A 19506-nucleotide genomic window follows, 5' to 3' on the forward strand; every position below is an offset into this window, starting at 1 on the left:
ATCATGCGTAAGGTCAAACGTGAAGTGAAAATCGGCAACGTGGTGATCGGCGGTCACAATCCGGTGGCAGTTCAGACCATGCTGAACGTGCCTGTGGCGGATATCCCGGGCAACGTGGCCCAGGCCAAACGGGTGGTGGAAGCCGGCTGCCAGATTCTGCGCGCCAGCGTTCCCAGCCTGGAGGACGTGCGCATTGTGGAAGCAGTGAAAAACGCAGTGGATGTGCCCTTCGTGGCCGACATTCATTTTAACTACAAGATCGCGCTGGCCTGCGTGGATGCGGGCGTGGATAAGATCCGCATCAACCCCGGCAACATCGGCGCGGATGAAAATGTGCGCGCCGTGGCCCGTGCCTGCAACGCCAAAAACATCCCCATCCGCATCGGCGTAAATGCCGGCAGCCTGGAGAAAGAGATTCTGGCCAAGTACGGCGCACCTGTGCCGGAGGCTCTGGTGGAAAGCGCCATGTACCATGTGGCTCTGCTGGAAAAGCACGATTTCAACAACATTGTGATCTCCATCAAATCCAGCAATGTGCCCACCATGATGCAGGCCTATCGTCTGCTCAGTGAGAAGTGCGATTACCCGCTGCATGTGGGCGTTACCGAGGCCGGTACCTACCGCATGGGTCTGATCAAGTCCGGCATGGGCATCGGCGGCCTGCTGCTGGAGGGCATCGGCGATACTCTGCGGGTGTCCCTGACTGATGAGCCGGAGAAGGAAGTGCAGGCCGGTTACGACATCCTGCGCGCCGCCGGTCATGCGGTGGGCGGCCCGGAGATCATCAGCTGTCCCACCTGCGGCCGCACCAATATCCAGGTGGCCAAGATTGCCGACGAGGTGGAGAAGCGCCTGAAGGGTTATAAAAAGCCCATCAAGGTAGCCGTGATGGGCTGCGTGGTGAACGGTCCCGGCGAGGCCCGGGAGGCGGACATCGGTATTGCCGGCGGCAAGGACGAGGCACTGCTGTTCATCCGGGGCGAGAAAATCCGGATGCTGCGGGGCGACATCGTGGGCCAGCTGGTGGATGAGATCTATAAGCTGTGATGTGTTTTTGAGCCTGCGGGCGGGATTTTCCTGCCCGCAGGCCATTGCTTTGTAAAAAAGGAGACAACCCATTGAAACCTTTGGTAACACAACTGTGGCCCCAGTTCACGGTGGACGAGACCTTTGCCCGCTGTTTTGCGGGAGTGCTGGTGGAGCATGTGGAGATGCTGCGCCTAAGCCGGAAGATTCGCATTCATCTGCGTAGCGGTGCGCCGCTGCCGGTGAATCTGTGCGACCGCCTGTGCACTTCGCTCAGCCCTCTGTTCGATGGCTTTCAGGTGGAGATTCAGAACAGCTTTCCCTATGAGACCATCACCCCGGAGAGCATCCAGAAGCTGATCGGCGAGCTGCGGGACGAGGATTATCCGGTCAACGGCTTTCTGGACCATGCCGCCATCGACATCGAAGACCAGTTCATCCGGCTGCATATTAAAGTGGGCAAAAAAATTCTGGAGGAGATTCAGTTCCCGCAGGCCCTGGCCCAGCGCATTGAGCAGCGCACCGGAACTCTGCCCCAGGTGGAGCTTGCCCAGACCGGCAAGACCGCCACGGTGGAGGAATGGGAGAAGAAGGTTCTGCAGAAGGTGCCCACTGTAAAGTTTGAGGAGAAGAAGGGCCTGCCGCCCATCAAGATCCCCGGCCTGGACCTGACCGACAAGCCGGTTAAGCTGTTCCACGGCAAGAACTTCAAGCCCGGCGAGCTGACCCCGCTGAAGGAGCTGGGCGGCGACGGCGGCCGTGTGATGATCTGGGGCGACGTGTTCGCAGTGGAGGTAAAAGGCAACTTCCAGAAGAGCTACATCGTTTCCATCACCGACTACACCGGCTCCATCAACCTGAAGCTCCGCAGCCGGGAAGGGGAGGACTTCAGCAAGTGGGAGGAGCTGAAAAAGGGCACCACCCTGGTGTTGAAGGGCGAATGCACCTACGATAAGTACGAGCACGACTATGTGGTCTACCCCTACGACGTGCTGCAGGTGGAACGCCGCAAGCGGGAGGACAACGCCCCCCAGAAGCGGGTGGAGCTGCACCTGCACACCAAGCTTAGCAGCATGGACGGCTTCTGCGACCCGGGCGAGATCGTGCGTACCGCACATCGCATGGGCCATCGGGCCATCGCTATTACCGACCACGGTGTGGTGCAGGGCTTCCCGGAAGCAATGCTGGCGGCGGATGCCATCCGCAAAAGCGACCCGGATTTCAAGGTCATCTACGGCGTGGAGGCCTACTTTGTGGATGACATGATCCCGGTGCTGTACGGTGAAGCCACCGGCCCCATGAGCGGCAGCTTTGTGGTGTACGATACCGAGACCACCGGCCTGGACCCCAACACCGAATTCCTCACCGAGATCGGCGCGGTGGTGGTGGAGAACGGCCAGATCACCGAGACCTTCGGTACCTTCGTGAACCCGGGCAAGCCCATCCCGCCAAAGATCGTGGAGCTCACCGGCATAAACGACAGCATGGTGGCGGACGCCCCCACGCCGGACGAAGCGGTGCGCATGTTTGCAGAATTTGCAAAGGGTCGGGTGCTCATTGCCCACAACGCCCACAAGTTCGATATGCGCTTCATGCACATCGCCGCCAAACGGGCGGGCATCGAACTGGACAACGCCTACATCGACACGCTGCCCATGGCCCAGAACCTGTATCCAGGCCTGCGCAACTATAAGCTGGATACCATCAACGACCATCTGGAGATCGAGCCCTTCAACCATCACCGGGCGGTAGACGACGCCATGGCCCTTGCCAAGATCTTCTGCAAGATGCTGGAAGATTTGACGGAAAAGAAGATCGAGCGGCTGGAAGACATCAACATCGGCCTGGGCGGCGGCAACAAAGAGGTCATCAAGAAGAAGTATTATCACCTGATTATCCTGGTGCGCAACCAGGTGGGCCTGAAAAATCTGTACAAGATCGTTAGCGAGGCTCATACCAACTACTTTTTCAAGAAGCCCCGGGTGCCGCGCAGCATTCTGAACAAGCACCGGGACGGACTTTTGATTGGTTCTGCCTGTGAAGCAGGCGAACTTTACAGAGCTGTTGTGGAGGGTCAGAGCTTTGAAAAGCTGTGCCAGATCGCGGAATACTACGATTTTCTGGAGGTACAGCCTCTGGGGAATAACGAATACATGGTGCGGGAGCATCTGGTGGATTCCATGGACAAGATTCAGGACTTCAACCGCACCATCATCAAGTTGGGCGAGGTGCTGAACAAGCCGGTGGTGGCCACTGGCGACGTGCATTTTCAGGACCCGGAGGACTCGGTCTACCGGGCGGTTTTGCAGGCCGGCAACGGCTTCAAGGACGCGGACAATCAGGCGCCTCTGTACTACCGCACCACCGAGGATATGCTCAACCAGTTCAATTATCTGCCCAAGGAAAAGGCTTTTGAGATCGTGGTGACCAACCCCAACAAGATTGCCGACATGGTGGATGGGGGAGTGCGGGCCATTCCCAAGGGTACCTTCCCGCCCTCCATCGAGGGCGCTGAGCAGCAGCTGCGCGACGCCACCTGGAACACCGCGAAAAAGCACTACGGCGACCCCTTGCCGGAGCTGGTGCGGGCCCGTTTGCAGCGGGAATTGGATTCCATCTGCGGCCACGGCTTCGCGGTACTGTATGTAATCGCTGTAAAGCTGGTTGCCTTTTCAAACCAAAATGGGTACCAGGTGGGCAGCCGTGGCTCGGTTGGCTCCTCTGCGGTGGCCCATTTCTCGGGAATCTCCGAGGTAAACAGCCTGCCGCCTCATTATCTGTGCCCCAATTGCCAGTACAGCGAGTTCATCACCGACGGCAGCGTGGCCGACGGCTTCGACCTGCCGGATAAAAACTGCCCCTGCTGCGGCGCGCCCCTGATCGTGGACGGCCACGACATCCCCTTTGAGACCTTCCTGGGCTTTGACGGCGACAAGGAGCCGGATATCGACCTGAACTTCTCCGGCGAGTACCAGAGCTTCGTACACCGGTACACGGAGGAGCTGTTCGGCAAGGAGTTCGTGTTCAAGGCGGGCACTGTGTCCGGTTTGCAGGATAAGACCGCCTACGGCTACGTGAAAAAATATCTGGAAGAGCGGGGCCGCATCGTGAATCGTGCGGAGGAAAACCGACTCACTCAGGGCTGCACCGGCGTGAAGCGCACCACCGGCCAGCACCCGGGCGGCATGGTGGTTGTGCCGGATGTGCACGAGATCCAGGATTTCTGCCCCATCCAGCACCCCGCCGACGATAAGGAAAAGGGTGTGCTTACCACCCACTTCGAATTCAAATATCTCCATGATACCCTGCTCAAGCTGGATGAGCTGGGCCACGATGTGCCCACCATGTACAAGTATCTGGAGAACATGACCGGCATCCCCATGGAAAAGGTGCCTATGAATGATACCAAGGTGATCAGCCTTCTGGTCTCCACCGAGGCACTGGGCGTTACCCCGGAGCAGATCGACAGCCAGACCGGTACCTTCGGCATTCCAGAGCTGGGCACCCCCTTCGTGCGGCAGATGCTCATCGAAGCCCAGCCGAAGAACTTCAGCGACCTGATTCAGATTTCCGGCCTTTCCCACGGCACTGACGTTTGGAACGGCAACGCCCAAGACCTGATCAAGGACGGCGTGTGCACCATTTCCGACGTGATCGGCTGTCGTGACAGCATCATGACCTACCTGCTGCACAAGGGTCTGGAGCCCAAGCTGGCCTTCAATATCATGGAGCTGACCCGAAAAGGCAAGGTGGCAAAGGGCGGCTTCCCGCCGGGAGCAGAGGAGACCATGAAGGAGTGCGGTGTGCCGGACTGGTACATGGATTCCTGCCGCAAGATCAAGTATATGTTCCCCAAGGCTCACGCTGTGGCTTACCTGATCGCGGCCATCCGGCTGATGTGGTTCAAGGTGTACCATCCCCAGGCGTTCTACGCCACCTACTTCACCGTTCGCGGTGATGACATCGACTATGAAGCAGCGGTGGGCGGTGTAAAGGTAGCCCAGCAGCATTTGAAAGAGGTGAACGCCCGCCTGCGGGAAGAGCGGAAAGCCAAGGACGAAGACATCCAGGTCTCGCTGCAGCTGGTGAACGAAATGCTGGCCCGCGGCTATGAATTCCTGCCCATTCAGTTGGGCAAGAGCCGGGCCACTCAGTATGTGGTGGAGGACGGTAAGGTTCGTCTGCCGTTTACCTCGCTGAAAGGTGTGGGTGAGTCCGCTGCTGTCGCGCTGGAGCGGGCCACCATTAACGGGCAGGAGTACCTGTCTATCGAAGAGCTTCAGCAGGCCACCGGCGTTTCCAGCGCCGTGATGGAGAACCTGAAAAATGTGGGTGCTCTGGGCGGCCTGCCGGATACCAGCCAGGTGAGCTTCTTCTGATTGTTTGATTCTCGCAGTATGCTTTTTAACGCAGCAGGCGAGAAAAGATAGCTCGAACAAAAGAGCGAAACGCGTTTTATGAACATGTTTCGCTCTTTTTTCTTATGCTATGGTGGAAGAAGAGAGACAAAAACGCCCGTCACAGAACGTGACGGGCGTGAAAAACTTTTTCAAAAGCAAAGACCAGGAAGAGCTTCCCTCTGCCAAAATAGGGGAGAACCGCACTCAAACGGGCAAAATGCAAAAATATGCAGCCGCCTGCCGGGGAAAATTCACCGGGGCCCCAGTTTGGCCAGGTCGTTGAAGGTGGTCAGGATCTGGGGCTGCTCCAAACGGATCTGCTTGCCGCTCAGGTAATGCAGCGAGCTTTCCTCCGGAATCTGGCCGAAGGTCAGCTGCACTGCACACAGGGCCTGGGTTTTCAGTCCGGCCTTCTCGTTCCACTTCCGGTTGCCGTATTTGATGTCGCCCAGAACCGGCGCCCCCAGAAAAGCCAGATGGGCGCGGATCTGATGAGTGCGGCCGGTCACCAGTCCGATGCGGCAGAGGGTGAAGGGGCCGATTACCTTTTCCGGGGTCACCTCGGTGATAATCTCCTTGTAGCCCTCGGCGGCGTCGGCACGCACCTGCACCTTGTTGTTGGATTCATTGTGGCGCAGCCAGGCGGTGTGGCGGCCCTTGGGAGGCTTGCCGAAGGTGATGGTCAGGTACTCCTTGCGGACCAAATCGGTGCGGATGATTTCGTTCATGTCCCGCAACGCGGCGTAATTCTTTGCGGCCACCACCAGACCTTCGGTGCCCCGGTCCAGCCGGTTGCACAGGGCGGGGGCAAAGGTGTGCTCCTGCCCGGCAATATATTCGCCTTTCTGGGTAAGATAAGCGGTGAAGGCATCCACCAGATTGGCGTCGCCGGTGCGGTCCGAGTGGCAGAGCAGGTGAGCGGGCTTGTACAGCACCGCCAGATTCTCGTCCTCGTAAACCACCTGAACCGGCGGCTGGCGGCGGGTCGGTGCCTTGGGGGCAGGCGCAGCGGAAAAGAACTCGTCGTTGATATAAAGCTCCAGCACATCCCCGGCATGAATGCGGTAATCCGCGTCGGCTTTTTTGCCGTTCACCTTGATGCGTTTGTTCCGAAAGCTCTTGTACAGCAAGCTGTTGGGCAGATTAACAGTAACGTTTTGCACAAAACGGGAAAGGCGCACGCCTTCCTCATTGGTGCCCGCGGTAAAGCGTTTCATTCAAAAGGTTCCTCTCTTTCCAATAACCTGTAAATAGTATATAATATAAAGAATAGCGCGTAAAGCGTAACTTTGAAGGGAACGGGGAACACAGCATGGCACAGCAGCAGATCCACGCAAACCACCGCCAGCGGATGCGTAAGCGGTTTGAAGAGACCGGCTTCGACGGCTTTTCCGATCATGAGGTGCTGGAATACATCCTGTTTCATGCCATTCCCCGCAAGGATGTAAACCCAATTGCCCACGCGCTGATGGACCATTTCGGCGGGCTGGACCGGGTGCTGGAGGCCAGTGAGCAGGAGCTCACTCAGGTGGAGGGCGTGGGCCCGGCTACTGCCCGGCTGATCCGCCTGTTTCTGGCGGTGGACCGACGCTATCACCAGCATAAGACTCGACCGGTGCGCACCGTGAAAAGCCTGGAAGAGGTGGGCGAACACATGGAGTCGCTGTTTTATGGCGCTCGGGTGGAGCAGGTCTACGCCATGTATCTGGACGACCGCAACCATATCCTCAAGGTGGAAAAGTGTTTTGAGGGCACGGTGAACGCCTCGTCAGTGTTCGTGAATGTGCTCAGCAGCCGTATGATCACGCTGGGCGCCACCCAACTGGTGCTGGCCCACAATCACCCCAGAGGCTTTGCGCTGCCCTCCCGCGAGGATATGAACCTGACCAGCCAGATCCGCCAGAAGCTGGGGACCCTTGGTCTGAAGCTGGTGGACCATGTGATCGTTGCGCCGGACGGCTATATCTCCCTGCGGCAGAGTGACCGGTTCCAGAGCCTGTTTACCTGAGTCCGAAGGCAGAAAAACACGCGGCCCTGCCCGCGAACAGAAAGGATGATCGAATGGATCAGTTTAAACTTGTAGCACCCTATCAGCCAACGGGCGACCAGCCCCAGGCCATTGAAACACTGGCCCAGGGCATCCTGAACGGCGACAAGGCCCAGACCCTGCTGGGTGTGACCGGCAGTGGTAAAACCTTCACCATGGCCAACGTGATCGCCAAGGTCAACCGGCCCACACTGGTACTGGCCCACAACAAGACCCTGGCGGCCCAGCTTTGCACCGAGTTCCGAGAGTTCTTCCCGGAGAACGCGGTGGAATATTTTGTATCCTACTACGACTACTACCAGCCGGAGGCCTATATTCCGTCCACCGATACCTACATCGAAAAGGACAGCGCCATCAACGACGAGATCGACCGGCTGCGCCATTCCGCCACGGCGGCCCTGTCCGAGCGGCGGGATGTAATCATCGTGGCCAGTGTGTCCTGCATCTACAGTCTGGGCGACCCCATCGACTACCGGAGCATGGTCATCAGCCTGCGCCCCGGCATGCAGATGGATCGGGATGAGCTGTGCAAGCGGCTGGTGAAGCTGCAATACGAGCGCAACGACATCAACTTTGTGCGCAACAAGTTCCGGGTGCGGGGCGACACGGTGGAGATCAACCTGGCCTACATGAACGACGTGGCCATCCGGGTGGAATTCTTCGGCGACGAGATCGATCGCATCAGCGAGATGAACCCCCTCACCGGCGAGCGAAAAAACGTGGTCAAGCACGTGGCCATCTTCCCGGCCAGCCATTACATCGTTTCCCCGGAAAAGATGCAGGCGGGCCTTGTGAGCATCCGGGAAGAGATGGACCGGCAGGTGAAGAAGTTCACCGAGGAGGGCAAGCTGCTGGAGGCCCAGCGCATTGCCCAGCGCACCAACTACGACATGGAGATGCTCCAGGAAGTGGGCATGTGCAAGGGCATCGAGAACTATTCCGCGGTGCTTTCCGGCCGCGCTCCCGGCTCCACCCCCACCACGCTGCTGGACTACTTCCCCAAGGACTTCCTGCTCTTTGTGGACGAGAGCCACGTGATGCTGCCCCAGCTGCGGGCCATGTACGGCGGCGACTACGCCCGCAAGAAAACCCTGGTGGACTTTGGCTTCCGACTGCCCTCCGCTTTCGACAACCGCCCCCTAAAATTCGAGGAGGTGGAAAGCAAGCTGAACCAGATTGTGTTCGTGAGCGCAACGCCCGGTGAATACGAACGGGAGCACAGTGTGCGGGTGGCCGAGCAGGTGATCCGCCCCACCGGCCTTTTGGACCCCCAGATCATCGTCAAGCCGGTGGAGGGCCAGATCGAGGACCTGCTGGGCGAGATCAACCAGCGCACCGCCCGAAACGAGCGGGTGCTGGTGACCACCCTGACCAAGAAGATGGCCGAGGACCTGACCGACTTCCTCACCGAGCACGGGGTCAAGGTCAAGTACATGCACCACGAGGTGGATACCTTCGAGCGCATGGAGCTGATCAAGGATCTGCGCACCGGCACCATCGACGTGATCGTGGGCATCAACCTGCTGCGCGAGGGCCTGGACCTGCCCGAGGTTTCGCTGGTGGCGATTCTGGATGCGGACAAGGAAGGTTTCCTGCGCAGCGAGACCAGTCTGGTGCAGACCATCGGCCGCGCCGCCCGAAATGCGGACGGCATTGTCATCATGTATGCGGATGAGGTTACTCCCAGCATGGAGAAGGCCATCACCGAAACCGAGCGCCGCCGCTCCATTCAGATGGCCTACAACGAGGCCCATGGCATTACCCCGAAAACCATCGTGAAGAGCATCCGCGACAGCATCGAGATCAGCGACCACAAGGAGAACGCAAAGTTTGGCACCCGCCGCATGAGCAAGGCGGAGCGGGAGCAGCTGATCACCCGCCTGACCCGCGAGATGAAGGAGGCGGCCAAGCTGCTGGAATTCGAGCACGCGGCCTTCCTGCGTGACCGCATTGAAAAGCTGCGCCGGGGCGAGAATCCCAGCGACGATGCCAACGAAACAAAGCCGAAAAAGAGGAAAGGAAAGTTCTGAGCATTGAATAACGATAAGATCGTCATCAAGGGTGCCCGCGAGCACAACCTGAAAAATGTTGATTTGACCATCCCGCGGGACAAGCTGATCGTCATGACCGGCCTGTCCGGCAGCGGCAAGTCCAGCCTGGCCTTCGATACCATTTACGCGGATGGCCAGCGCCGTTATATGGAGAGCCTTTCCAGCTACGCCCGCCAGTTCCTGGGCCAGATGGAAAAGCCGGATGTGGACGACATCCAGGGACTTTCGCCGGCCATCTCCATCGACCAGAAGACCACCAACCGGAACCCCCGGTCCACCGTGGGTACCGTGACGGAAATCTACGATTATCTGCGCCTTTTGTACGCCCGCATCGGCGTACCCCATTGCCCCATCTGCGGCCGGGTCATCAGCCAGCAGACGGTGGACCAGATGGTGGACGCCATTCTGGCGCTGCCCAAGGGCACCAAATTCCAGGTGCTGGCCCCGGTGGTGCGGGGCCGTAAGGGCACCCAGCAGAAGGAGCTGGAGGCAGCCCGGCGGGGCGGCTATGCCCGCGTGCGCATCGACGGCAACCTCTATGACCTGGATGAAGAGATCAGTCTGGAAAAGAACAAAAAGCACACGGTGGAGATCGTGGTGGACCGTCTGGTTATCAACGACACCGTGCAGAGCCGTCTGGCGGATTCGCTGGAAACAGCCATCGCCCTCACCGGCGGCTTGGTGACCATCGATGTGAACGGCGGGGAGGAGATGCAGTTCAGCCAGAGCTATGCCTGCCCAGACCACGGCATCTCCATCGACGAGCTGGAACCCCGCATGTTCAGCTTCAACAACCCCTTCGGAGCTTGTGAACGCTGCACCGGTCTGGGTACCTTCATGCGGGTGGACCCGGAGCTGATCATTCCCAACAAGGACCTGTCCATCCGGGAGGGTGCCATCAAGGCCAGCGGCTGGTACTACGCTGAGGGCTCGGTAAGCGAGATGTACTATAAGGGCCTGGGTAAAAAATACGGCTTCACACTGGACACTCCCATCAAGGAGATGAGCGCCGAGGCGGTGAACGCCATTCTTTACGGCACCGGCGGCGAACGCATCGAGATGTACCGGGAAAACGAGTTCGGTTCCGGCCGTTACCTGAACGAATTCGAGGGCATCGTGAACAACCTGGAACGCCGCTTCCGGGAGACCAGCAGCGAATGGATGAAGGAAGAGATCGCCACCGTGATGAACGGCGTGGAATGCCCGGATTGCCACGGCAAGCGGCTCAAGCCCACCAGCCTGGCGGTCACCGTGGGCGGGGTGAACATCAGCGACCTGTGCGAGATGAGCGTGCGCCAGGAGCTGAACTTCATCAACGACATCCAGCTGACCGATCAGGAGCACCGTATTGGTGACGGTATCCTGAAAGAGGTGCGCGAGCGCTTGGGCTTTTTGCAGAGCGTGGGCCTGGATTACCTGACCCTTGCCCGGGGTGCGTCCGGTTTGTCCGGCGGCGAGAGCCAGCGCATCCGACTGGCCACCCAGATTGGCAGCGCCCTCACCGGCGTACTTTATGTGCTGGACGAGCCCAGCATCGGCCTGCACCAGCGGGACAACGACAAGCTGATCGCCACCCTGAAACGGCTGCGGGATCTGGGCAACACCCTGGTGGTGGTGGAGCATGACGAGGACACCATGCGTCAGGCGGACTACATCGTGGACATCGGCCCCGGCGCGGGTGTGCACGGCGGCGAAGTGGTGGCCGAGGGCTCGGTGGAGGACATCTGTAAGGCCCCCCGCAGCATCACCGGTGCGTATCTGTCCGGCCGCAAGCGGATCGAGGTACCTGCCACCCGCCGCAAGGGCAACGGCAAAAGGCTGCGCATCGTGGGCGCGGCCGAGAACAACCTGAAGAATGTGAACGTGGATATCCCGCTGGGCAAGATGATCTGCGTGACCGGCGTATCCGGCAGCGGTAAGTCCAGCCTGATCAATGAGATCTTCTACAAGGCCCTGGCCATGGAGCTGAACGGCGCCAAGCGCCGCCCCGGCAAATACAAGGAGATCAAGGGCCTGGAAAACGTGGACAAGGTCATCGGCATTGACCAGGCACCCATCGGCCGTACGCCCCGTTCCAACCCGGCCACCTATACCGGCGTGTTCACCGACATCCGCAACGTGTTTGCCCAGACCCAGGACGCCAAGATGCGCGGCTACGGCCCCGGCCGGTTCAGCTTCAACGTGAAGGGCGGACGATGCGAAGCCTGTGAGGGCGACGGTATTGTGCAGATCGAGATGCACTTTTTGCCGGATATCTTCGTGCCCTGTGAGGTGTGTAAGGGTGCCCGCTACAACCGGGAGACTCTGGAGGTAAAATACAAGGACAAGAGCATTGCCGACGTGCTGGACATGACGGTGGAGGAGGCCTGCACCTTCTTTGCCAACATTCCCCGCATCCACCGCAAGCTGCAGACTTTGCTGGATGTGGGCCTTGGCTACATCAAGCTGGGCCAGAGTGCAACCACCCTTTCCGGCGGTGAGGCTCAGCGTGTGAAGCTGGCGCTGGAGCTGGCCAAGCGGGAGACCGGCCAGACCGTATACGTGCTGGACGAGCCCAGCACCGGCCTGCATGTGGCGGATGTGCACAAGCTTATTACCGTACTGGATCGTCTGGTGGACGCGGGCAACACCGTGGTCATCATTGAGCACAATCTGGACATTATCAAGCGGGCGGATTATATCATTGATCTGGGCCCCGAGGGCGGCGACGAGGGCGGTACCATCGTGGCCACCGGCACCCCGGAAGAGGTAGCCAAGGTGCACGCCTCCTACACTGGCAAATATCTGGGCCCTATCCTGGAGCGGGACCGGGTGACCGAATAAGAAAGCAAAGAGGGATTCCATGGAAACCATCCTGTTGGTGGAAGACGACGCGGCGCTGAGCGAGGGGATTGCTCTCGCTTTCAGTCAGCAGCCCTATGAATTTGTTCGCTGTGCCTCGCTGGCCGAGGCCCGGCAGGCGCTGCAAACGCGAGTGTTCGCTCTGATCCTTCTGGATCTGGGTCTGCCGGACGGCAACGGGCTGGAGCTTTGCCGCCAGCTGCGCAGCCGGCGGGACCCGGTGCCGGTGCTTTTTCTCACCGCCAATGATACCGAGTACAGCGAGGTGGCGGCACTGGAAGCGGGCGGTGACGATTATATCACCAAGCCCTTCAGCCTGGCGGTGCTGCGGGCAAGGGTCACTGCCGCGCTGCGCCGCCGCGCACCCGCCGGGCCGGAGCTGGTAGAGATCGGCCCCTTCCGGTTCGATTTCGCCCGGCTTCGATTTGAAAAGCAGGGTGTTGAAGTTGTGCTCAGCCGCACCGAACAGCGCCTGCTCCAGCTGCTGGTGAAAAACCGGGGGCAGATTGTTCCCCGGGATACCTTGCTGGACCAGGTGTGGGACGGCGGAGAGTTCGTGGACGAAAATACCCTGTCGGTAGCAGTGCGCCGTCTGCGCGCCAAGCTGGAAGAGGACCCGCGCCGCCCCAGCTATATCCAAACGGTCTATGGTGTGGGCTATACCTGGAAGGGGAACGCCGATGAATGACTGGTTTTTCAGCGTCACTCCCGGGCAGCTGGCCCTGCTGCTGGGATTGGGCGCGCTGGTGGTCGCGGCGGCAGGTGTTGGTGTTGCCGTATATGGCTGGTACACCCGGCGCACCATGCGCCGCCTGGAACAGATGCTGGAGCAGGCCATTGCGGGCAGCTTTGAACAGGGTGACTACAGCGAAGCCCGGCTTTCCCGTCTGGAGGAGAAGCTGAGCCGGTTTCTGCACTCCAGCCAGCTTTCCCGCAGGGCCATCGAGGAGGACCGGGGACGCATCAAGTCCCTGATGGGAGATATCTCCCATCAGACCAAGACCCCGCTGGCAAACATTCTGCTCTATGGGCAGCTGCTGGATGAGCAGCCACTGCCCGAAGCTGCCCGCCCCATGCTGGCTCAGATCAACACCGAGGCGGAAAAGCTCCGGTTTTTAATCGAGGCGCTGGTTAAGCTGTCCCGCCTGGAAAGCGGAGTTGTTCAGCCCGTGGCCCAGGTTCAATCGCTGGAGCCGTTGCTGCAGGCGCTGGAACATTCCTTCCGGCCTGTGGCAGAGCAAAAGGGTGTTTCGCTGCGGGTTTTATCCACGGGTGCCCGGGCCTGCTTTGACTGCAAGTGGACCCAGGAGGCGGTGGGCAACCTGGTGGACAACGCCATCAAGTACACCCCGGCGGGCGGGCATGTATCTGTTGCCTGTGAGCAGTATGCCATGTTCTGCCGTATTGCCGTGAGGGACGACGGTCCCGGCATTCCGGAATCGGAGCAGGCGGCGGTATTTCGGCGGTTTTACCGGGGCAGCGCTGCGGCAAAAAGCCCGGGTGTCGGAGTAGGACTGGCCCTGGCAAGGCAGATTGCCACGCTGCAGGGCGGTTACATCAAGCTTGCCTCGGAGCCGGGCAAGGGCAGCGAGTTTTCGCTGTATCTGCCCCTGGAAGCGCAAATGTGACAGAACTGTTCGATTTGTCCCGCTGCCTGTAAGGCTGCGGTAAGCTTTGTTTGGTATAGTCTGTGCTGTAAAGAAAAGTGCGTTCGCGCACTCTTTACCGCACAGACTATTTTTATCGGGAGGTTTTGGAGGAATGAACGTTCTGGAAACAAGAGCGCTGAAAAAATACTACGGCGAGGGCGAGACCCAGGTGCGCGCCCTGGACGGGGTGGACCTGACGGTGAAAGAGGGGGAGTTTGTGGCCATCGTGGGCATCAGCGGCAGCGGAAAATCCACTCTGCTGCACATGCTGGGCGGGCTGGATGAACCCACCAGCGGCAAGGTGCTGGTGGAGGGCAAGGACATCTTTCAGCTGAAAAAGGATGCCCTCACCATCTTCCGCCGCCGCAAGATCGGTTTTGTGTTCCAAAGCTACAATCTGGTACCGGTGCTGAACGTATACGAGAACATCGTGCTGCCCATTGAGCTGGATGGCAACCGGGTGGACCGGGCCTTTGTGAGCCGGATCATCGCCACGCTGGGGCTGGAAAACAAACTGCAAAGCCTGCCCAGCCAGCTTTCCGGTGGCCAGCAGCAGCGGGTGGCTATTGCCCGGGCGTTGGCCACCAAGCCCGCCATTCTTTTGGCAGACGAACCCACCGGCAATCTGGATTCCAAGACCAGTCAGGATGTGCTCAGCCTGCTTCGGGTGACCAGTGAACGATTTGGACAGACCATTGTAATGATCACCCACAACGAGGAGATTGCCCAGCTGGCGGACCGGATTGTGCGCATTGAGGACGGTCGCATCCGGGAAGGGCGGTGATGGGCTGTGTTAAAGATCGACAACCGCAAGGCTTTGTATCGCCTGGCGGACAAAAGCTTCCGGGCAAACCGGGGCCGTAATCTGATTGCTATTCTGGCAATTATACTCACCACCATTCTGTTCACCAGTGTGTTTTCCATTGGTGGCAATCTGATTGCTTCCTTTCAATACAGCACCATGCTCCAGTCCGGCGGCAGCGCCCACGGTACCTTCAAGGATCTTACCCAGGAACAGTTCGACCGGCTTAAACAGGCGGCCCCGGCGGGCGCCATTCTGGACCGGAACATCATCTGTGCCTATGAGGTGGAAAATCCGGAGTTTTTAAAGCGTCATCTGGAGCTGTGGTATCAGCCGCCGGAGGCATATGAGCGCCGGTTCTGCCAGCTGACCGGCGGCCGCGCGCCCCAGGCGGCAGACGAGATCGCCATGGATGAGCGAAGTCTGGAGCTGCTGGGAATCACTCCGGAGGAAGGACAAACGATTACGTTGCAGCTTAAGATGGGGTATGACCAGCCGGTGATCGAGCGTCAGTTCACGCTGGTGGGTTGGTTCGGCTACAGCGATATCATGAACACGGGCTTCGGAATCGTGAGCGAGGCCTATCTCACGGAGCATGCCGGTGAACTGGCCGAGGCAAGCGAACAGACCGGCAGCCAGGTGGGATTGATTCAGTGTGACGTAACCTTTTCCAATGGCATCAATATCAGCGGTAAGCTGCGGGCCATGGCCGAAAAGGCGGGCTTTGCGGAAGAGGTGGAGTGGAACGAAAACTGGGCCTATGTGGGTGCAGGCATCACCGACTGGACCAGCATCGGCGCAGTGGCAGGCCTTCTTCTACTCATCATGCTCACCGGATATCTGATCATCTATAATATTTTTCAGATTTCCGTCATGCAGGACATCCGCTATTACGGACTGCTGAAAACCATCGGGACCACCGCAAAACAGATCCGGCGGATTCTGCGCCGCCAGGCGCTGGTGCTGTGCGGCTTTGGCATCCCTGTGGGGCTGGTGCTGGGCTTTTTGCTGGGCACCGCGTTCACACCGCTCATTTTGCAGATGGTCAATACGGTGGACGATGTCAAACTGGCGCTGAACCCGGCGGTTTTTCTGGGGGCTGCGGCCTTTTCGGTGATCACCGTGCTGCTGAGCATGCGCAAGCCCGCCCGGCTTGCCGCAAAGGTTTCTCCGGTGGAGGCTGTCAGGTATACCGAAGGAAACGGCAGGACCGCCAAAAAGGCAAAGCGCTCCACCGGCGGCGGGAAGCTCTGGCGAATGGCTCTGTCTAATGTGGGGCGCAACAAGCGCCGCGCTGTGCTGGTGGTCCTCTCTATGAGCCTTTCGCTGGTGCTTATGAACAGTGTGTTCACGCTGACAGGCAGCTTTGACATGGACAAATATCTGGCCCGTTTTATCAAAACAGACTTTGTGATAGCCAACGCCCGCTATTGGGGAATCGACTCCTTCCGCGCACTGGACGGTGAGGATGCGGTGAGCGATACATTAATTGCCAATGTGCAGGCGCAAGAGGGTTTTGTGCAGGGTGGCGCGATCTGGTGCGATATCTATTCCTGGACGGAGGAGTATCAGTGGCCGGAGGATACCATATGGGACGAAGCGGGAAACCCCTGCCGTTCCGATGGAAGAAACCGGCCGCAGGCAGTGGACGATGCAAAAAATCCCTTCACTGTAATCTATGGAGCGGACGATTTCATTCTGGATAATCTGCAGATAATGGAAGGGGAGCGTGACCCGGAAACGATCCAGCAGAAGCTTGCCACCGGTGAATATATCCTGTTTGCGGGCCAGGTGAACGACGAGGGCAAGCTGGAGCCGGACCAGCGCCACAAAGTGGGTGATGTGGTTACCCTGTACGATGCAGATGGCGCCCGGCATACCTTCACCATCCTCTCGGTGATCAACCCCGCCTATTACTGCGAGACAGCGCAGGCCAGCTTTTCCGAATTTGTCTATTACACTACGGCGGATGTGTATGCAGAAATGTGCAACACAGCCAACAAGATGAACTACGCCTTTGAGGTGGAGCCGGAGTCGGTGGAGGCCATGGAGCAATACCTGAATAGTTATACCAATCAGATCGACCCGCTGATGGATTACCGTTCCCGGGATGGCTATATCCAGGAATATTCTGGAATCCGGTTCCTGTTTGTAGCGGTGGGCGGTTCGCTCTCGCTTGTAATCGGGCTGATCGGTGTGCTGAACTTCATCAACTCCATCTTGACGGGCATCATCACCCGCCGCCGGGAATTTTCCATGCTGGAGGCCATCGGCATGACCAGGCGGCAGCTTCAGACGATGGTTGCGCTGGAGGGCAGCTGCTATGCGCTGTTCACCATCCTGTGCAGCCTGGGCGTGGGGGTCGGCGTTTCGCTGCTCTGCGTGAAGCCGCTGGTGGATAGCCTGTTCTTTACCAGCTACCGGTTTGTGATCTGGCCGCTGCTGGCGGCCATTCCGGTGCTGGCAGTGCTGGGAATTGCGATCCCACGGCTGGCGCTGCACTTCGGTGCCGGGCAGCCGGTGGTGGAACGGATGCGGCAGGCGGAATAACCGGAAGAATAGGATGGAAAACAGGCCCCGGCCGCTGAAAAATGTTTTTCGGTGGCCGGGGCTTTTGCATGCCTGCAATTTTACTGCGGCAGGCGTGGATATCCGGCCCAAAGGGCTTGTGAAACAGGAAAAAGTATTGTATACTAAAACGGTGTATTGAAACCAAGCTATTTTCAGAAGGAGCTCATATTTTGGAGATCATTCATTTTGAACATAACAAACAGGCGGCGGAGCTGGTGGCCAAATGGTACGACAGCCCTCCGCTGGCCTATGTGCATTCCTTCGGCTGCCAGCAGAATGTGAACGACGGCGAGAAGATCAAGGGCGTTCTGGCGGACATCGGCTACGGCATGTGCGACTCGGTGGAGGAGGCGGACCTGATCCTCTTCAACACCTGCGCGGTGCGGGAGCACGCGGAGCAGCGGGTCTTCGGCAACGTGGGCGCGCTCAAGCGACTGAAGAAGGACAAGCCCGACCTGATCATCGGCCTGTGCGGGTGTATGGCCCAGCAGCAGAGCATCGTGGACAAGATCCGCGAAAGCTATCCCTTTGTGGACATCGTGTTCGGTGTAAACGGCATCGACACCCTGCCGCAGCTGCTGTGCGAAAAGATCGCCGGCAACAAAAAGCGCATTCTGCTTACCCCCACAGAGCGGGCCGAGGTGGTGGAGGAGACTCCCATCCGCCGGGATTCCAACTTCCGGGCCTGGCTGCCCATCATGTACGGCTGCGACAACTTCTGCACCTACTGCATCGTGCCCTACGTGCGCGGGCGGGAGCGCAGCCGCCGCAGCGCGGACATTCTGGCTGAGTTCAAGGAGCTGGTGGCTGCGGGCTGCAAGGAAATCACTCTGCTGGGGCAGAATGTGAACTCCTACGGCAAGGGGCTGGAGGAGCAGATTGACTTCTCGGACCTTTTGAACCTGCTGTGCACTGTGCCCGGCGATTATCATATTCGCTTCATGACCAGCCATCCCAAGGATGCTAGCCGCAAACTGATCGACACCATCGCCGCGCAGGATAAGATCTGCAACCATCTGCATCTGCCGGTGCAGAGCGGCAGCGACCGGATTCTGGCCCAGATGAACCGCCACTACACCGTGGCCCAGTATCTGGAGCTGATGGATTATGCCAAGGAGAAGATCCCCGACATCACCTTCTCCAGCGATATCATCGTGGGATTCCCCGGCGAGACGGAGGAGGATTTTGAGGGGACTCTGGAGCTGATCCGCAAGGTGGGCTACATGCAGCTGTTCACCTTCATCTATTCCAAGCGCAGCGGCACCAAGGCCGCCACCATGCCGGACCCCATTACCCGCAAGGAGAAGACCGACCGCATGGCCCGGCTGCTCAGCGTGCAGGACGAGATCGCCCGCAAGCTGGTGGCGGACATGACCGGCCAGACCCAGCGTGTGCTGGTGGAAGGTCCCGGGCGAGATGAGGGCACCCTTTCCGGCCGCCTGACCAATAATCTGGTGGTGGAGTTTGCCGCCGAGCCCTCTCTGGTGGGCAGCTACGCCATGGTGCACCTGACCGGTTCCCGCGGCACGGTGCTCAAAGGCGAACTTGTGTGAAAAAAACTGAGCGAGCCGCTGTTTTTTGTAATTTTGTGGTATAATATTTTTATTATATAAATTGTTCCAATCAAAGGAGAATCATCATGGACGTTATCGACCTGTTTAAGAAAGCCGCCGCAGCCCTGCAGACCGACGCCCGTTACCTGGCGCTGGATGCCGCCCGCAAAGCCAACGATGCGGACGAAGCTCTGCAGAACATGATCGGCGAGTTCAACCTGGCCCGTCTGGATCTGAACAACGAGATCGCCAAGGACGAGCGTGACGAGGCAAAGGTGGCCGAGCTGAACGCCAAGGTCAATCAGCTGTACACCGACATCATGAACAGCGAGAGCATGGTTGCTTACAACGAGGCCAAGGCTGAGGCCGAAGCCCTGATCGGTTACATCGACGCCATCATCAACACCGCGATGAACGGCGGCGACCCCATGACCGTACAGGAGGCCCAGGCCGGCTGCAGCGGCAGCTGCTCTTCCTGCTCCGGCTGCCACTAAAAGGCATTTGCCATAAAAGCGTTCGTGCGGCCCGGAGGGTGCTGAGTTCCAGTGCTCTTTGGGCCGCACTCT

At 59.1% G+C, this 19506-nt stretch carries 12 protein-coding genes; 11 read left to right on the forward strand and 1 reads right to left on the reverse strand.

Annotated features, from left to right (window positions below; genetic code table 11):
• Nucleotides 1-3: 3 nt before the first annotated feature.
• Nucleotides 4-1047 (forward strand): flavodoxin-dependent (E)-4-hydroxy-3-methylbut-2-enyl-diphosphate synthase, encoded by a 1044-nt coding sequence (gene ispG / locus B5G03_RS09260; RefSeq protein ID WP_087181430.1) that lies wholly within the window; start codon nt 4-6, stop codon nt 1045-1047.
• 71 nt (nt 1048-1118) lie between these two features.
• On the forward strand, nt 1119-5405 hold the full coding sequence (locus B5G03_RS09265; protein WP_087181431.1) for a PolC-type DNA polymerase III: 4287 nt from the start codon (nt 1119-1121) through the stop codon (nt 5403-5405).
• Between the two features lie 272 nt (nt 5406-5677).
• On the opposite strand, the gene B5G03_RS09270 is transcribed toward B5G03_RS09265, so the two are convergent.
• Nucleotides 5678-6643, reverse strand: coding sequence for an RluA family pseudouridine synthase (locus tag B5G03_RS09270; protein WP_087181432.1), 966 nt, complete (start codon nt 6641-6643; stop codon nt 5678-5680).
• 95 nt (nt 6644-6738) lie between these two features.
• Between B5G03_RS09270 and B5G03_RS09275 the strand changes: the two genes are divergently transcribed.
• The 9 genes from B5G03_RS09275 to B5G03_RS09315 all read left to right on the forward strand — a co-directional run bounded on the left by B5G03_RS09275 (nt 6739) and on the right by B5G03_RS09315 (nt 19434).
• A complete protein-coding gene (locus B5G03_RS09275; RefSeq protein ID WP_058962927.1) occupies nt 6739-7434 on the forward strand; it encodes a JAB domain-containing protein in 696 nt (231 codons plus the stop codon).
• A 53-nt stretch (nt 7435-7487) separates the two neighbouring features.
• Entirely contained in the window at nt 7488-9503 is a 2016-nt protein-coding gene (uvrB, locus tag B5G03_RS09280) for an excinuclease ABC subunit UvrB (protein WP_087181433.1), read from the forward strand.
• Between the two features lie 3 nt (nt 9504-9506).
• Nucleotides 9507-12347 (forward strand): excinuclease ABC subunit UvrA, encoded by a 2841-nt coding sequence (gene uvrA / locus B5G03_RS09285; RefSeq protein WP_087181434.1) that lies wholly within the window; start codon nt 9507-9509, stop codon nt 12345-12347.
• 19 nt (nt 12348-12366) lie between these two features.
• The gene (locus B5G03_RS09290) at nt 12367-13053 is read left to right on the forward strand and encodes a response regulator transcription factor (protein WP_087181435.1); all 687 of its coding nucleotides are present in this window, start codon (nt 12367-12369) and stop codon (nt 13051-13053) included.
• On the forward strand, nt 13046-13993 hold the full coding sequence (locus B5G03_RS09295) for a sensor histidine kinase (protein WP_087181436.1): 948 nt from the start codon (nt 13046-13048) through the stop codon (nt 13991-13993). Before B5G03_RS09290 ends, B5G03_RS09295 begins: the two co-directional genes overlap by 8 nt.
• A gap of 133 nt (nt 13994-14126) precedes the next feature.
• Nucleotides 14127-14798 (forward strand): ABC transporter ATP-binding protein, encoded by a 672-nt coding sequence (locus B5G03_RS09300; protein ID WP_087181437.1) that lies wholly within the window; start codon nt 14127-14129, stop codon nt 14796-14798.
• Nucleotides 14799-15521: 723 nt separating this feature from the next.
• Entirely contained in the window at nt 15522-17366 is a 1845-nt protein-coding gene (locus B5G03_RS09305; RefSeq protein WP_481808413.1) for an ABC transporter permease, read from the forward strand.
• A gap of 191 nt (nt 17367-17557) precedes the next feature.
• Nucleotides 17558-18940 (forward strand): tRNA (N6-isopentenyl adenosine(37)-C2)-methylthiotransferase MiaB, encoded by a 1383-nt coding sequence (miaB, locus tag B5G03_RS09310; protein WP_087181439.1) that lies wholly within the window; start codon nt 17558-17560, stop codon nt 18938-18940.
• An 86-nt stretch (nt 18941-19026) separates the two neighbouring features.
• Nucleotides 19027-19434 carry a YlbF/YmcA family competence regulator gene (locus tag B5G03_RS09315; RefSeq protein WP_087181440.1) on the forward strand — a complete coding sequence of 136 codons (408 nt, stop codon included), beginning with the start codon at nt 19027-19029 and terminating at the stop codon, nt 19432-19434.
• The last annotated feature ends 72 nt before the right edge of the window (nt 19435-19506 follow it).

This window comes from Gemmiger sp. An50, from assembly GCF_002161595.1.
Lineage (GTDB): Bacteria > Bacillota > Clostridia > Oscillospirales > Ruminococcaceae > Allofournierella.

Bases quoted from the DNA above. Each gene is read 5' to 3' on its own strand.
- uvrB (WP_087181433.1), top strand. From the start codon at position 7,488: ATGGATCAGTTTAAACTTGTAGCACCCTATCAGCCAACGGGCGACCAG.
- B5G03_RS09300 (WP_087181437.1), top strand. From the start codon at position 14,127: ATGAACGTTCTGGAAACAAGAGCGCTGAAAAAATACTACGGCGAGGGC.
- B5G03_RS09275 (WP_058962927.1), top strand. From the start codon at position 6,739: ATGGCACAGCAGCAGATCCACGCAAACCACCGCCAGCGGATGCGTAAG.
- B5G03_RS09290 (WP_087181435.1), top strand. From the start codon at position 12,367: ATGGAAACCATCCTGTTGGTGGAAGACGACGCGGCGCTGAGCGAGGGG.
- B5G03_RS09305 (WP_481808413.1), top strand. From the start codon at position 15,522: ATGGCCGAAAAGGCGGGCTTTGCGGAAGAGGTGGAGTGGAACGAAAAC.
- B5G03_RS09295 (WP_087181436.1), top strand. From the start codon at position 13,046: ATGAATGACTGGTTTTTCAGCGTCACTCCCGGGCAGCTGGCCCTGCTG.
- ispG (WP_087181430.1), top strand. From the start codon at position 4: ATGCGTAAGGTCAAACGTGAAGTGAAAATCGGCAACGTGGTGATCGGC.
- B5G03_RS09315 (WP_087181440.1), top strand. From the start codon at position 19,027: ATGGACGTTATCGACCTGTTTAAGAAAGCCGCCGCAGCCCTGCAGACC.
- B5G03_RS09270 (WP_087181432.1), bottom strand. From the start codon at position 6,643: ATGAAACGCTTTACCGCGGGCACCAATGAGGAAGGCGTGCGCCTTTCC.